This is a genomic window from Streptomyces sp. NPDC053431, from assembly GCF_044544925.1.
In the GTDB taxonomy this organism is placed as follows: domain Bacteria; phylum Actinomycetota; class Actinomycetes; order Streptomycetales; family Streptomycetaceae; genus Streptomyces.
The window spans coordinates 235,560-248,684 of sequence record NZ_JBITXX010000007.1 but is presented as its reverse complement, the minus strand read 5'-3'; the positions used below and the strand labels follow the sequence as shown (position 1 = coordinate 248,684).

Below are 13,125 nucleotides of genomic sequence, written 5' to 3'. Positions count from 1 at the left end.
CGCATGCTGAGAGTCGTGGTGGTGGCGGAGAACCCGGTGATACGGGCGGGCCTGGTGGCGCTGCTCGCGGGGCACGGGGACGTGGCGGCGGTGTCGACCGCGCCCCGCCCGGCCAGGGCGCCGGCCGGGTCCGGCCGGCCCGCCCCCGACCTCTACGTCCTCGACGCGGACCCCTCCGCCGTACGCCACCTGAGCCGGACGGCCCCGGTCCTGCTCCTCACCCACACCCCCGTGCGGGCCACGGGCGCGGCCGGACACCTCGTCCACGGAGAGTTCGACGAGGCGGAGCTGCTGCGGGCGGTGCGTGCGACTGCACATGCTGGCGGAGCTTCAACTGTCTCCAATATACTGCGCTTCAGAAATCCAGCTTCGCAGGTGCAACGGTTCGGACTGAGTGCCAGGGAGGTGGAGGTGATGGACCTGATCGCGTCCGGCATGACCAATCAGCAGATCGCCGCCACCTGCTCCATCACCGAGAAGACCGTCAAGAACCACATCAACCGCATCTTCGCCAAACTCCACAGCACCACCCGCGGCGAAGCCATCGCCTCCTGGCTCGGCACGAGGACCGCCTCATGACGCCGACTACACACCGTGATTGGGCCTACGGACCCTGTGAACACCCGCCCTTCCGGGCGTACCCTGCCCGAGTCGCCGGACTCGGAGGGGAACACGATGAACGACGCGCTGCTGAAGGCCCTGACCAAGGCCAGGGTGCACGCGGGAAGTTGGCCCACGAGAAGGAACACCAGGGACCGGGGGCAGACGGCGGTCGAGTACCTGGGGATCATCGTGGTGGTGGTGGCGATCGTGGTGGCTATCTCGGGGACGAGCATCGGGCAGGACATCAAGGACGCGATCAGTCGGAAGATCACCAGCCTGACCGGTGGTGGTTCCGGTTCTCATCCCTGACAGTTGACCGGCGGAACGATGCTGGCCAGGCCTTTCCGGTGTACATCACGGTGATGGCCGGATTGCTGTTCCTCGCGTTCGTGTATTTCGCCGTGGCACAGGCGGCCGTCACGCGCAACGGCGGACAGACGGCGGCCGACGCCGCCGCGCTCGCCGCGGCTCAGGACGCCAGGGAACAACTGCGCGACGGCTGGCTCGATGTGATCCTCGACCCGGCCGAGTGGGACGCCTATCTGAACGGTGACGGGTATCTGACCGATCCTGCCTGCCGGCAGGCGGAACTCTTCGCGGAGAGGAACCGGGCCGAGGTGCCGGAAGGCGGCTGTACCCCGCTTCGGGCCGGCGAGAAGGGATTTCGGGTAGAAATCCGTACTCTCGACGCGGTCGGCGTCCCTGGTGCCGACAAGCAGAACGCCGTCGCGTCCGCTACGGCAGTCCTGGAGCCTCGCTGCTCCTTCGACATGCCGGAGCCGACGCCCCCGCCGGCACCCACCATGCCCACGCCCACCGGCTCGACGACGCCGGAGCCGACGCCCACCCCGAGTCCGGAGCCGGAACCAATCACGGGCCTCGTGTGCGGTGGCGTCGAGTGGGTCATCGACCCGGATCACCCGCGGCTGCCCGGCGCCGCGGACCTCTTCACTGTTCGACTTGCCGACTGACGAACGAAGGACCTTGATTCATGGACGTTCGGTACGCGAGGAAGGCCCGCAGAGGGGCTGCCGTGGCCCTTGCGGCTGGACTGGCTCTCATCGTGACGGGGTGCGGCAGCGAAGAGCAGCCGAAGAAGGAGCAGCCGGCCGCGAGCTCAGCTGGGCCGAAGGCAGGCAGTCAGGACGAGAAGTCGTCCCCCTCGACCGAGTCCACCGAAGTTCTGGCCGTCCTCAAGGGGCAGGAAGGGCTTGAGCTGACGGTGCACTCGGCCAAGCGCGACGCCGGAGGGTTCATCACTGTCAGCGGCGTACTGAAGAACACGTCCGGTGATGTCGCCGTCATCTCCTCCCACCTCAGTGGCGACGAGACCGAGATCATCAAGCACGGCAACTCCCTTGGCGGCGCAACGCTCCTCGACTCCGTCGGCAAGAAGCGCTACTACGTCCTCCGCGACACCGACGGGCGCCCCCTGACCACCACCAGGCTGTCCAGCCTCGACTCCGGGGCGGAGACCCCCGTCTTCATGCAGTTCCCCGCCCCACCTCCCACGACGGCCGAGGTCTCGCTCCAACTCCCCACTTTTACACCCGCCACCATCAAGCTCTCCTGAGGGCGCAGCCATGACGACGACACCCCGCCGCCTCGCCGCTCTCGCCGCCGGCCTCGTGTTGCTGTCCGGGGGGACCGCGCGGGCCGACGATCCGCCCGGTTCCACGTCCAGCGGTTCGCCGCCGCCCGCCATCGACGCCACCTCGCCCGCGCTGATGCTCCCCGACGGCGCCACCCTCGCCCCCGCCAAGGTGCTCGACATCAAGCAGATCGTCGAGGAGGAGGGCGGCGAGCAGCGGCGCGAGGACACCAACGTCGACGTGACGTTCGCGCTGCAGGCCGAGGTGCTGTTCCCCAAGGACAGCGCCAAGCTGAGCCCCGCCGCCACCGCCCGCATCGCCGCCATCGCCGTGGAGATCAACAAGCAGGGGTCCAGCCGCGTCCGCGTGTTCGGGTTCACCGACGACCTGGGGACGTACGAGCACGGTCTGAAGCTGTCGAAGGAGCGGGCGGGCGCCGTCCAGCAGGAGCTGGCCAAGAACCTGAACCCGGGCACCACCTTCGACATCCGCGGATACAGCGAGGACTACCCGATCGCGGACAACTCCACCGAGGAGGGCCGGAAGAAGAACCGCCGCGTCGAGGTCTCCTTCCCCCGCACCTCCGGCGGGTAGCGGGGGGATGCGCAGGGTCGCCATCGCCGCGCTCGTCCTCGGGTTACTGGGCACGCCCGCCCTCCCCGCCGCGCCACCCCTCCCGTCGGGGTACCGCAACGCCCCCGACGCCCGGCCCGTCCGCACGGGCTCGGTGCTGCCCGGCCCCGGTACGTACACCGACAGCATCGCGCGCGGGGAGACCCGCTCCTACCGCGTGCGCCTCGACGGCTCCTCGAACGTCTTCCTCTCCGCCGTCCTCGCTCCCGCGCCCGGTACCGCCGTCGACGTCGTGGACGGCGTCTCGCTGTCGCTGCGCAGCGCCTCCGGCCTGCCGTGCGGCATCCGCACCGACGTGCGCCTCTACGGCGACACCGCCCGCCCCGTCGCCGACTACGTGAGCCGCCGCGTCGAACCGGGCCGGGACTGCCAGGAGCCGGGGGAGTACGACTTCGTCGTCGAGGGGGTCGGCCGGGACGGCGGCGACGGCCGGCGGGAGGCCTGGCGCTGGAACCTGGAGCTCGGTTACGTCGTGGAGCCCGCGCCCGGATCCGGCGACGACGCCCCACCGCCCGCCCCCACCGCCTGGAGCACCGAACCTCCGCCCGGCTTCGGCGACGACGCCTCCGGCCGGGGCCGCGCGGCCCGCGGCGGCACCGGCTTCAACGATGCCGCGCCGCTCGCCGGGGCCGGGACCTGGCGGGACGAGCTGCGGCCGGGGGAGAGCCGCTTCTACCGGGTGCCCGTCGCCTGGGGACAGCAGCTCTTCGCCCGCGCGCGGTTCGGCAACGCGACCGCCCCGCCCGGGCGTTCGGCGCTCCCGGACGGACTGCGGCTCGCCCTCTACAACCCGGCGCGCGGCGCCGTCGACGAGCGCAAGGGCCTGTACACCGGCGACCCGGTCACCCTCCTCCTCGCCACCGCCCCCGCCGCGTACGCCAACCGCACCGAGGGCGCCACCGACGCCGTCAGCGCGATGCGCTTCGCGGGGAGCTACTACCTCCAGGTCAGCCTCGACCGGCGGGCCCCCGCGGCCGTTCCCGTGGCGCTCGATCTCGCCCTCCCCTCGTCGTCCGCGACCGCCGCCCGAGGGCAGGAAGACGCCCCCGGTCCCGCTTCCCGGCCCTGGTCGGACGCCGCTTCCGATCCCGAGTCCGATGCCGCTTCCGGTCGCGCTTCCCGTGGCACCTCCGGCTTTCCCTCCGGCGGCTCCGCCGCCCCCGCCCCCGACCCGGACCCCATCCTCCGTGCCGTCGGCATCGCCGGCATCTCCACCGGCACCGCCCTCGTCGCCTCCCTCGCCGTCTGGCCCCTGCTCCCCTTCCGGCAGGGCCGGTCCCGTGCCCGGAACCGCCCCCGGGGACGTCACGCCCGCGGGGCCTGACGGGCCGCCCGGTCCGGAGCGGAGCAGTTCGCCAGGGTCGCCCGGATCGTGGCCGTCATGCGGTCCGGGCGGGTGAAGACCTCACGGGCCGTGAACCGCAGGACGCGGCGGACGCCCGGGCAGTTCTGGAGCTCGTTGAAGCGGTGGACGTCGCGCTCGTGGGCCGCGCGGGGGCCGTGGTAGGCGAAGCCCTCGATCTCGACGACCACTCCGGCGGCGCGGAAGTAGAAGTCGGGGTGCAGGGCGCGGCCCGCGAGCGTGCGCAGGGTCGGCTGGACCTCCGGGTGCAGGCCCGCGTCCCGCATCCGCAGCCGGGCGACCGTCTCGGCGGGCGAGCCGGAGCCCGGTGCGGCGAGCGGCAGCCAGCGGCGGGCCGCCGGGCCGCCCACGCGGCGGGGCGTGGCGAGTTCGGCGGCCAGGTCCTCGGGCCGGACGAGCGGGGCGCGGCGCAGGCCGCCGACGAAGCGGTGCGAGAGCGCCGAGTCCGCGACGATCACGGCGGCCTCCCGGCTGCCTGCCGCCCGTATCAGGTCGCCGACCGTCCGCGCCGGGGTCGTCACCCGCAGGCCGTGCCGCAGCGAACAGTCCCGGTCGGTCAGGCGGGACGTCGTGCGGACCCGCACGCGCGCCTGTATCCGGCCATGAAGGGGCTGGTCCCCGTGTGGTCGGCGGGGCCTCAGGGCCGCGCCCGCCGCGTGTGAGGTGAACTCCAGGACGTCGCCGGCCCCCGCTCCGTCCCCGGCCGCGCCCGCCGCGTACCCCGCCGGCAGTTCGATGCGGTGCAGTGCCGCCGCCGTGCCGTGGCTGCACACCAGGTCCGGACGCAGCAGCTGGACCGCCCTGGCCCGCACCCGCCAGTCCACCTCCTTTCCCGGGACCGCCCACGCGCCCCGGCAGATCCACTGCCAGCCGTCCCCGTGCAGCCGCCGGCCCAGCCGCCCGCGCGGCCAGCCGGCGGCGAGTGCCCACACCGTGAGCAGCACCCCGCCCCTGGCGAGTCTCATCAACTCGTACATACGCGCAACGATCCACGGATGGGGGACACTTCGCATCCCCTGTGGAAAACCCGGCATAAGACGTCGTCAGGAAAGCGCAAAAGCGACGCGACGGGGCACTTCCGCAGGCGCATCCTGGTCTTCAGGCCTCCCCAAAAGGCAAAAGTGCAGAGTGCTTCCGAAGTGGGCTGCCCATGACGACCACGACCCCGAGCAGCGTGCAGCTGGTCAGCGATCTCGTCGCCCGTGTCCCCGCGTTCCGTGACGCGTACGACACCCACGTCTTCAACCAAGGCGGTGTCCTGCCGCACGTCTTCTTCTGGAACGTCGTCCAGGGGACCGTCGGCTCGTTCCTGGGGGAGGAGGGGAACGGGATCGACTGGCGCGGCACCCTCGACTTCCTGGAGGAGCAGAGCCGCCGGGGCGAGCTCGGCATCGACGAGGTGATCGTCACCTCCTTCCTCGGCGACCTGCCCGACCCGCACGAGCCGGGCCACGAGATCGTGGGGCAGCTGGGTCCGGTCCTGGCGGCCAGGTTCCTGCGCATTCGACCGGGCGGCTGATAATCGAGCGCATGTCCCGCACCGCCCTCGCCCCGCCGGTAGCCGTCTCCACCCGGGTCGCCCCGCACCGGGCCGCCCTCGGCGGCTACGCCGCCACCCGTGTCCTCGGGCTCGTCGTGCTCGCCGTCGCCGCGGCGGCCACCGGCAAGGACGGGCCGCACCGGCTCATGGGGCGCTGGGACGCGGTCTGGTACACCCGGATCGCCGAGCACGGCTACGGCTACGCGGTCACCCTGCCCGACGGCGCCGTCCACGCGGACCTGGCCTTCTTCCCGCTCTTCCCCGCCCTCGAACGCGCCCTGTCCACCGTCCTGCCGGTCGACGCCGCGACCGCCGGGCTCGTCGTCTCCTGGACCGCCTCGCTCGCCGCCGCCTGGGGGATCTACGCCGTGGGCGCGCACGTGACGGGACGGCCGCGGGCCGGCGTGCTGCTCGCGGTCCTGTGGGGGGTGTACCCGACCGCGTTCGTGCAGTCGATGGCGTACACGGAGACCCTGTTCACGGCGCTCGCCGCCTGGTCGCTCCTCGCCGTGCTGCGCGGGCGCTGGCTCGTGGCCGGCGCCCTGTGCGCGCTGGCCGGGCTGACCCGGCCGACCGCCGCCGCGCTGATCGCCGCCCTCGGTGTGACGGCCCTCGTCACCGTCGTCCGCGAGCGCGGGGCGCGCGCGTCCGTCGTCGCCGGCGCGCTCCTCGCGCCGCTCGGCTGGCTCGCGTACATCGTCTACGTCGGCCTCCGCCAGGGCAGCGCCACCGCCTACTTCGACGTCCAGGCCGCCTGGGGCAACTCCATCGACGGCGGCGTCGCCCTCGCCCGCTTCATCGCCGGACTGCCCTGGCCAGCCGCGCTCGGGCTGTGCGCCGCGCTCGGACTGCTCGGCGGGCTGGTCGTCCTCTGCGTGCGGCAGGGGCAGCCGCTCCCGCTGCTCGTGTACACGGTGGCCGTGGTCGTGATCTCGCTCGTCGGCGCCGCGTACTTCGGCTCCCGGCCGCGCCTGATGATGCCCGCCTTCGGGCTGCTGCTGCCGCCGGCGGTGGCGCTGGCCCGGCTCCGTACCCGTACCGCCGTGCCGGTGCTCGCCGCCCTCGCGCTCGGGTCCGCCTGCTACGGGGCCTTCACCCTGCTCGGTTCGGGTCCACCGTGACGGACACGCCCCGCCGCAGCCCCCACCCGGCCATCGCACCGCCCGCCGCCTCCAGGACGTGCCGGCCGCGCGGCCGGATCATCCCGAGCCGCCCCGGCCGCATGGTGACCACGTCGAGGACGGTCCACGAGCGGTCGAGGTAGGCGACGTCGATGGTGAAGCGCATCCCGAAGGTGTGGACGCTGTTCGTCGGGGTGATGAGCAGGGCGCCCTCGATCCCGTCCCGGCCGAGCAGTCCCCGTCGCCGGGCCCGGTAGGAGGCCGCGATCTCCAGCGGCACCGCCCCGCCCGGGGTCGCCAGCAGGCCCGATCCGTCACGCCAAGTCCTCCCCATGGGGGAGACGGTAGCCCTAGGGTCGGGCCGTGGACGCCCTGTCGCTGGTTCTCGTCACCGCCGCCGCCCTGTGGGGTGCGGCGGCCGGGCTGCTCGTGCCCCGCGCCGCGTACCGGCTGTCCGTCGCCCCGGACGAGCCGTGGCGGGCCGCCTGTCCGGCGGGCCATCCGTTCGCGGGTCCCGCCCGGGGGTGGCTGGGCGGGCCGGGACGTGCCGGCTGTGCCACCAGTTCCGTGCCGTCGGCCGCGCCGCTGCTCACGGCGCTCGCCTGCGCCGCGCTCGCGGCGGCCACCGGCGGCCCGCGTCCCGAACTGCTCGTCTGGCTGCTGGCCGCGCCCTTCGGCACCCTGCTCGCCTGCGTCGACGTCCGGGTGCACCGGCTGCCCGACCGGCTGACCCTGCCGCTCGCCGCCGTGCTGCCGCTGCTGCTCGCGGTCGCCGCGGCCCTGCCGTACGCGGCGGGATCCTGGATCCACTCCCTTCTCGGGGCGGCCGCGCTCGGCGGCGGGTATCTGGTCCTGTTCCTCCTCCACCCGAACGGGATGGGCTTCGGCGACGTGAAGCTCGCCGTCCCGCTGGGCGCGGCCCTCGGCTGGTACGGCTGGGGCGTGCTCTTCCTGGGGGCGTTCGCCGGGTTCCTGCTCGGCGCGCTGTACGGGCTCGGGCTGCTGCTCACCCGCCGCGCGCGGCGCGGCACCGCGATCCCCTTCGGCCCCTTCATGATCGTCGGTGCTCTCCTGGGGCTGCTGCTCGGCGCGTTCACCGCCCTCCCCTGAACGGGCGCCCTAGCATCAGGCCATATGCGGACAATCGATGAGAAAGCGTCACCAATGCGACGGGAGGCGGCGCTCCCCGAACCGCCCGCCACCCCCTGGTACCGGCGCCCCGCCCTCGTCCCCTGGGCCTGGGCGGCCGCCCTCTGCCTGCTGTACGCCACCGTCGCCGTGCGCCGCCACCTCCTCCTGCGCACCACCGGATACGACCTCGGCATCTTCGAACAGGCCGTCCGCGCCTACGCCGAGCTCCGTGCCCCCGTCGCCCCGCTGCGCGGCGTGGACTTCAACCTCCTCGGCGACCACTTCCACCCGCTGCTCGCCACCCTCGCCCCCCTCTACCGGCTCTGGCCCTCCCCGCTCAGCCTGCTCGTCGCCCAGTCCGCCCTCCTCGCGCTGGGCGCCGTCCCGCTGGTCCGCTGGGCCCAGCGGGACGTCGGCCCGCGCGGCGCGCACGTCGTCGCCGTCGGATACGGGCTGAGCTGGGGCATCGCCTCCGCCGCCGCCTTCGACTTCCACGAGGTCGCCCTCGCCGTCCCCCTGCTCTCCTTCTCGCTCGAAGCGCTCGGCCGGCGCCGCTGGCGGGCCGCCGTCGCCTGGGCCGCGCCGCTCCTCCTCGTCAAGGAGGACCTGGGGCTCACCCTCGCCGCCGTCGGCGCGTACATCGCCCTCAAGGGACGCAAGGACGGCGAAGGGCGTGCGGACCGGCGGGCCCGCACCCTCGGTCTCGCCACCCTCGCCGCCGGCCTCCTGGGCTCCTTCCTGGAGATCAAGGTCCTGATCCCCGCCCTCGGCCCCACCGGCGGCTACGCCCACGGCGGCCAGCTCGCCGTCGCCCACGGCTCCCTGCTCGGCGCGCTCGCGCACGCCCCGCTCGACCTGTTCCGCCCCGACATCAAGGCGACGACCCTGGTCCTCGTCCTCGCCCCGTCCGCGCTGCTCGCCCTGCGCTCCCCGCTCATCCTGATCGCGCTGCCCACCCTGGCCTGGCGGATGGCCTCCGAGAACGGCTTCCACTGGGGGACGGCCTTCCACTACAGCGCGATCCTCATGCCGGTCGTCCTCGCCGGGCTCGTCGACGTCCTCGGCCGCGAGACCAACCCCCGCAACGTGCGTGCCGCCCTCGCCACCGTCCTCGCCGTCACGGCCGTCCTCATCCCCTCCTTCCCGCTGGCGCAGCTCGCCCAGCGGGCCACCTGGCACACCACCCCGCACCTGGAGGCCGCCCGCGCGCTGCTCGCGAGGATCCCCGACGGCGTGACCGTCGCCGCCTCCAACCGGCTCGCCCCCCAGCTGACTTCACGCTGCACCGTCGTCGTCTTCCCGACCTTCCCGGTCGAAGGCCGGCTCTACGAGCAGCAGCACACCGGCCTGCCGCGGCCCACCGCCGAGTGGATCGTGCACGACTCCCAGGCCCCCGAGTCCTGGCCGTACCGGCCGGGCCACTGGCCCTACCCGCCGGAGCAGCAGCAGGCGGAGCTGAAGGCGGCCGTCGAGAAGTACGGCTACACGGTGGTCGCGCGCCGTGACGGGGTCACCCTGCTGCACCGCGCCCCCCGCTGATCCGTCACGCGTGCGCTCCTACCGTCACCGTCCCCACCGTCAGTTCGGCCCGGCCCTCCAGGATCGTCGCCACCCGCTCGGCCTGTGCCTCCAGGTCCCGGAGCCGGGCCGGGGACAGGGGACGGAGCGGTTCGACCGTCACCGCGATCCGCTTCCCCGAACGGCGCTGGTGCCAGACGCCCGCCACCTCGCCGTCGACGAGCAGCACCGGGAAGTTCCCGGCCTGCCCGCCCGCCAGGGCCCGCTCGTACGCCGGGCCCGGGAAGAGACGGGCGCGCGGCTGGGAGGCGATGGCGAAGGCGTCGAAGTAGGGCAGCAGCCGCACCCCGCGCGGGGGCCGCTCGTCCGGGAAGTCCGTGTCGCCGGCGGCGACCCAGGCCGGCGCCCCGTCGAAGGACACCTCCTCGACCCGCCCGGCGCCGGCCAGTGAGGCGAACAGCTCCGTCGCCCAGCCGGGCGGCGCCGCCAGCCACTTCGCGAAGTGGGCCGGGGTGGCCGGGCCGTACGCGCGCAGATTGCGCTCCACCAGCTCGCCGAGCGCCCGCGGCCCCGCCGAGGGGCGTACCCCCGGGTTCGTGTACGTGACCTTCCGGCCCCGGTCGCGGCCGAAGGCCAGCACCCCGCGGTGCGCGGCCACGTGCGTGATCTGGCGCCACCGGGGCCACTTGTCCTGGAAGGCGTCCATCACCCGGTCGCCCGCCCACGGGCCGGTGCGTGCCACGATCGCGTCCGTCAGCTCGTCCACGGTGAGCTCGGTGTCCGTCAGCGCGTCCGCGATCGCCGCCAGGACCTCGTCCGTCTGCCCGGCCGTCATCCGTACGTGCGGCGGCCGGCGGTCGCCCCCGCCCGGGATCGCGGACAGCGCGCCCGTCCACATCGGCAGGTCGGCGGCCGGCAGCAGATGGACGGTGCCGCGCGGTCCGTACGTCTTGACCAGCGTGCGGTCCCGCCGGAGCGCGGCGCGGACGTCGGCCCGCGTGCCCTCCGTCCTGCGGAGCGCCACCGACAGCTCGGCGGCCGACAGGACCTGGGCGTGCGCGCCGAGCATCGCGGCGGCCACCGCCTCCGGCGGGGTGTCCGCGGGCGCGTCGAGGAACTGCCGGCGGATCCGGCGGGCGTCGGCCCGCGCCCAGGTGACGTGCGGGGGTGGGGAGGTCGTCATGAAGTGACCGTAGAGGTCGTGTAGGTCAGGATCCGTCCGCTTCGGCGTCAACCGGGTGACCTGACGGAGGGGTCCCCCGTGGGAGGTACCGATTCCGCCGCCACGCCCGGGCGCAAACCCGCCACGGGGCCCTACAGCCCTTGTGCCGCTTGGCCTCCGACGGATCCGAGGGCGACTCTTCGGCGCGCGTGGCACCCAGGACGACTAATGAAGGGTTATGGTGGAAACCCCCCCTCGGGCCGGTCCGTATCCCCCCCACGGACCGGCCCGTTTTCTTTGCCCGCTCACGGCGGGCCGATCTCACCGGCTTCCCGGCCCCGGGCGCGCCCGGTTCACGGCTTCCCTGTTCCGGGCCCGGTCCGGCTCTTCCCGGCTCAGGGCGCGCCCGGTCCACCGGCTTCCGCTCCGGGCCCGTCCGGCGCGGCCCCGGCGCCGCGTGGCGGGTCAGCCCCGGCCGGCCCAGATGTTGGTGCCCTCGGTGTCGACGGCGAAGGAGTCGATCTCCTTCAGCTCATCCTCGGTCAGCGGAGCCGCGGCGAGCGCCGCCACGTTCTCCTCCAGCTGCGCGACGCTCGACGCGCCGATCAGGGCCGAGGTCATGCGCTCGTCGCGCAGCACCCAGCGCAGGGCGAGCTGGGCGAGGGACTGCCCGCGCCGCTCGGCGATGTCCGCGAGGCCGCGCAGGCGCCGCAGCACCTCGTCGGAGAGCAGACCGGGGTCGAGGGACTTGCCCTGGGTGGCCCGGGAGCCCTCCGGGATGCCCTTCAGGTACTTGTTGGTGAGCAGGCCCTGGGCCAGCGGCACGAAGGCGATGCAGCCCATGCCGGCCGCCTCCAGCGTGTCGAGGAGGTTGTCCTCCTCCGTCCACCGGTTGATCATCGAGTACGACGGCTGGTGGATCAGGGCCGGGACGCCCATCTCCTTGAGGATCCCCGCGGCCTCGGCGGTCTGCTCGCTCGTGTACGAGGAGACGCCCACGTACAGCGCCTTGCCCTGCTGGACGGCGGAGGCGAGCGCCCCCATCGTCTCCTCCAGCGGGGTGTGCGGGTCGAAGCGGTGCGAGTAGAAGATGTCGACGTAGTCGAGGCCCATCCGCTTCAGCGAGGCGTCGAGCGACGACATCAGGTACTTGCGGGAGCCCCACTCGCCGTACGGCCCCGGGTGCATCAGATACCCGGCCTTGGTGGAGACGATCAGCTCGTCCCGGTACGGCGCGAGGTCCTGGGCGAACAGCTTGCCGAAGTTCAGCTCGGCGGAGCCCGGCGGCGGGCCGTAGTTGTTCGCCAGGTCGAAGTGCGTCACGCCCAGGTCGAAGGCGCGGCGCAGGATCGCGCGCTGGGATTCGAGGGCGCGGTCGTCGCCGAAGTTGTGCCACAGGCCCAGCGAGATCGCGGGGAGCTTGAGCCCGCTGCGGCCGGTACGCCGGTACTCCATGGCGTCGTAGCGGTCCGCGGCGGCGCGGTACAGGGGGGAATCAGTCACGTATCTCTGCTTATCACGGACTTGTGACAGTCCCGGGCTGGGAGCCGGTTACCCGTCCGCAGTAATGTGGCGGCTTCGGGGGCCGACACTGCATGGAGGGGTAAAGAACAGTGAACCTGCGCGACCTGGTGTACGGGCTCTACGCACGCCGGGTGGAAGGCCGACTGGACCACGCCCAGGTGCCCAAGCACATCGGCGTCATCCTCGACGGCAACCGGCGCTGGGCCAAGGCCTCCGGCGGCACCCCCGAGCAGGGCCACAAGGCCGGCGCGGACAAGATCCAGGAGCTGCTCGGCTGGTGTGCCGAGACCGACGTCGAGGTCGTCACGCTCTGGATGCTCTCCACCGACAACCTGAACCGCCCCGAGGAGCAGCTCCTCCCGCTGCTCGGGATCATCGAGGACGCGGTGCGGGCGCTCGCCGCCGACGGCCGCTGGCGGGTGCACCACGTGGGCACCCTGGACCTGCTGCCGGCGCGCACCCAGTCCGTCCTCAAGGAGGCCGAGCAGGCCACCCTGGACAACACGGGCATACTCGTGAACGTCGCCGTGGGTTACGGCGGCCGGCAGGAGATCGCCGACGCGGTCCGCTCGCTGCTCCTGGAGCACGCGGAGCGCGGCACCAGCTTCGAGGAGCTGGCGGAGATCGTCGACATCGACCACATCGCGGAGCACCTCTACACCCGCGGCCAGCCCGACCCCGACCTGGTCATCCGCACCAGCGGTGAGCAGCGCCTTTCCGGTTTCATGCTGTGGCAGAGCGCGCACTCGGAGTACTACTTCTGCGAGGTGCACTGGCCGGCCTTCCGCAAGGTCGACTTCCTGCGGGCGCTGCGTGACTACGCGGCCCGGCACCGCCGCTTCGGCAACTGACACCTCCGGCGCCCCTTTCGGCGGCATCGGCACCTTCCGTCACCCCCTGTTCATGAACACGCCGTCATATGCCATGGCATGACGGCG

General features: G+C 73.3%; 15 protein-coding genes. 11 read left to right on the top strand and 4 right to left on the bottom strand.

What is annotated here, in order from left to right:
- Nucleotides 1-3: 3 nt before the first annotated feature.
- The 6 genes from ACIGXE_RS19445 (at nt 4) to ACIGXE_RS19420 (ending at nt 4,152) form a co-directional block, all read left to right on the top strand.
- Nucleotides 4-579 (top strand): response regulator transcription factor, encoded by a 576-nt coding sequence (locus ACIGXE_RS19445; RefSeq protein WP_399748924.1) that lies wholly within the window; start codon nt 4-6, stop codon nt 577-579.
- Between the two features lie 96 nt (nt 580-675).
- Nucleotides 676-912, top strand: a complete 237-nt coding sequence (locus ACIGXE_RS19440; protein WP_399748922.1) for a Flp family type IVb pilin — start codon at nt 676-678, stop codon at nt 910-912.
- A gap of 38 nt (nt 913-950) precedes the next feature.
- Nucleotides 951-1,574, top strand: coding sequence for a hypothetical protein (locus ACIGXE_RS19435; protein WP_399748920.1), 624 nt, complete (start codon nt 951-953; stop codon nt 1,572-1,574).
- 62 nt (nt 1,575-1,636) lie between these two features.
- Entirely contained in the window at nt 1,637-2,176 is a 540-nt protein-coding gene (locus ACIGXE_RS19430) for a hypothetical protein (RefSeq protein ID WP_399748919.1), read from the top strand.
- Nucleotides 2,177-2,186: 10 nt separating this feature from the next.
- Nucleotides 2,187-2,789, top strand: coding sequence for an OmpA family protein (locus ACIGXE_RS19425; RefSeq protein WP_399748918.1), 603 nt, complete (start codon nt 2,187-2,189; stop codon nt 2,787-2,789).
- Nucleotides 2,790-2,796: 7 nt separating this feature from the next.
- On the top strand, nt 2,797-4,152 hold the full coding sequence (locus tag ACIGXE_RS19420) for a hypothetical protein (protein ID WP_399748917.1): 1,356 nt from the start codon (nt 2,797-2,799) through the stop codon (nt 4,150-4,152).
- Here the strand turns inward: ACIGXE_RS19420 and ACIGXE_RS19415 are convergent.
- Nucleotides 4,134-5,156: an endonuclease domain-containing protein gene (locus ACIGXE_RS19415; protein WP_399748915.1), complete on the bottom strand. Its 1,023-nt coding sequence runs from the start codon at nt 5,154-5,156 to the stop codon at nt 4,134-4,136. The two genes, ACIGXE_RS19420 and ACIGXE_RS19415, sit on opposite strands and share 19 nt — an antisense overlap.
- Before the next feature lie 185 nt (nt 5,157-5,341).
- Here ACIGXE_RS19415 and ACIGXE_RS19410 point away from each other — a divergent pair, with 185 nt between their 5' ends.
- Entirely contained in the window at nt 5,342-5,710 is a 369-nt protein-coding gene (locus tag ACIGXE_RS19410; protein WP_399748913.1) for a hypothetical protein, read from the top strand.
- Nucleotides 5,711-5,721: 11 nt separating this feature from the next.
- Nucleotides 5,722-6,852, top strand: coding sequence for a hypothetical protein (locus tag ACIGXE_RS19405; protein WP_399748912.1), 1,131 nt, complete (start codon nt 5,722-5,724; stop codon nt 6,850-6,852).
- Here the strand turns inward: ACIGXE_RS19405 and ACIGXE_RS19400 are convergent.
- Nucleotides 6,824-7,186: a DUF192 domain-containing protein gene (locus tag ACIGXE_RS19400; protein WP_399748910.1), complete on the bottom strand. Its 363-nt coding sequence runs from the start codon at nt 7,184-7,186 to the stop codon at nt 6,824-6,826. The genes ACIGXE_RS19405 and ACIGXE_RS19400 overlap by 29 nt on opposite strands.
- A 38-nt stretch (nt 7,187-7,224) precedes the next feature.
- Between ACIGXE_RS19400 and ACIGXE_RS19395 the strand changes: the two genes are divergently transcribed.
- Together ACIGXE_RS19395 and ACIGXE_RS19390 are read left to right on the top strand one after the other, a co-directional pair.
- Nucleotides 7,225-7,962: a prepilin peptidase gene (locus ACIGXE_RS19395; protein ID WP_399749099.1), complete on the top strand. Its 738-nt coding sequence runs from the start codon at nt 7,225-7,227 to the stop codon at nt 7,960-7,962.
- Nucleotides 7,963-8,016: 54 nt separating this feature from the next.
- Entirely contained in the window at nt 8,017-9,522 is a 1,506-nt protein-coding gene (locus ACIGXE_RS19390; protein ID WP_399748908.1) for a DUF2079 domain-containing protein, read from the top strand.
- Nucleotides 9,523-9,526: 4 nt separating this feature from the next.
- On the opposite strand, the gene ACIGXE_RS19385 is transcribed toward ACIGXE_RS19390, so the two are convergent.
- Nucleotides 9,527-10,684 carry a winged helix DNA-binding domain-containing protein gene (locus tag ACIGXE_RS19385; RefSeq protein WP_399748906.1) on the bottom strand — a complete coding sequence of 386 codons (1,158 nt, stop codon included), beginning with the start codon at nt 10,682-10,684 and terminating at the stop codon, nt 9,527-9,529.
- Between the two features lie 444 nt (nt 10,685-11,128).
- Entirely contained in the window at nt 11,129-12,166 is a 1,038-nt protein-coding gene (gene mgrA / locus ACIGXE_RS19380) for an L-glyceraldehyde 3-phosphate reductase (protein WP_399748904.1), read from the bottom strand.
- Between the two features lie 110 nt (nt 12,167-12,276).
- Here mgrA and ACIGXE_RS19375 point away from each other — a divergent pair, with 110 nt between their 5' ends.
- Nucleotides 12,277-13,038: an isoprenyl transferase gene (locus tag ACIGXE_RS19375; protein WP_365347781.1), complete on the top strand. Its 762-nt coding sequence runs from the start codon at nt 12,277-12,279 to the stop codon at nt 13,036-13,038.
- The last annotated feature ends 87 nt before the right edge of the window (nt 13,039-13,125 follow it).

Coding starts and splice junctions, on each gene's coding strand:
- ACIGXE_RS19425 (WP_399748918.1), top strand. CDS start 2,187: ATGACGACGACACCCCGCCGCCTCGCCGCTCTCGCCGCCGGCCTCGTG.
- ACIGXE_RS19440 (WP_399748922.1), top strand. CDS start 676: ATGAACGACGCGCTGCTGAAGGCCCTGACCAAGGCCAGGGTGCACGCG.
- ACIGXE_RS19410 (WP_399748913.1), top strand. CDS start 5,342: ATGACGACCACGACCCCGAGCAGCGTGCAGCTGGTCAGCGATCTCGTC.
- ACIGXE_RS19385 (WP_399748906.1), bottom strand. CDS start 10,684: ATGACGACCTCCCCACCCCCGCACGTCACCTGGGCGCGGGCCGACGCC.
- ACIGXE_RS19420 (WP_399748917.1), top strand. CDS start 2,797: ATGCGCAGGGTCGCCATCGCCGCGCTCGTCCTCGGGTTACTGGGCACG.
- ACIGXE_RS19405 (WP_399748912.1), top strand. CDS start 5,722: ATGTCCCGCACCGCCCTCGCCCCGCCGGTAGCCGTCTCCACCCGGGTC.
- ACIGXE_RS19415 (WP_399748915.1), bottom strand. CDS start 5,156: ATGAGACTCGCCAGGGGCGGGGTGCTGCTCACGGTGTGGGCACTCGCC.
- ACIGXE_RS19400 (WP_399748910.1), bottom strand. CDS start 7,186: ATGGGGAGGACTTGGCGTGACGGATCGGGCCTGCTGGCGACCCCGGGC.
- ACIGXE_RS19445 (WP_399748924.1), top strand. CDS start 4: ATGCTGAGAGTCGTGGTGGTGGCGGAGAACCCGGTGATACGGGCGGGC.
- ACIGXE_RS19390 (WP_399748908.1), top strand. CDS start 8,017: ATGCGACGGGAGGCGGCGCTCCCCGAACCGCCCGCCACCCCCTGGTAC.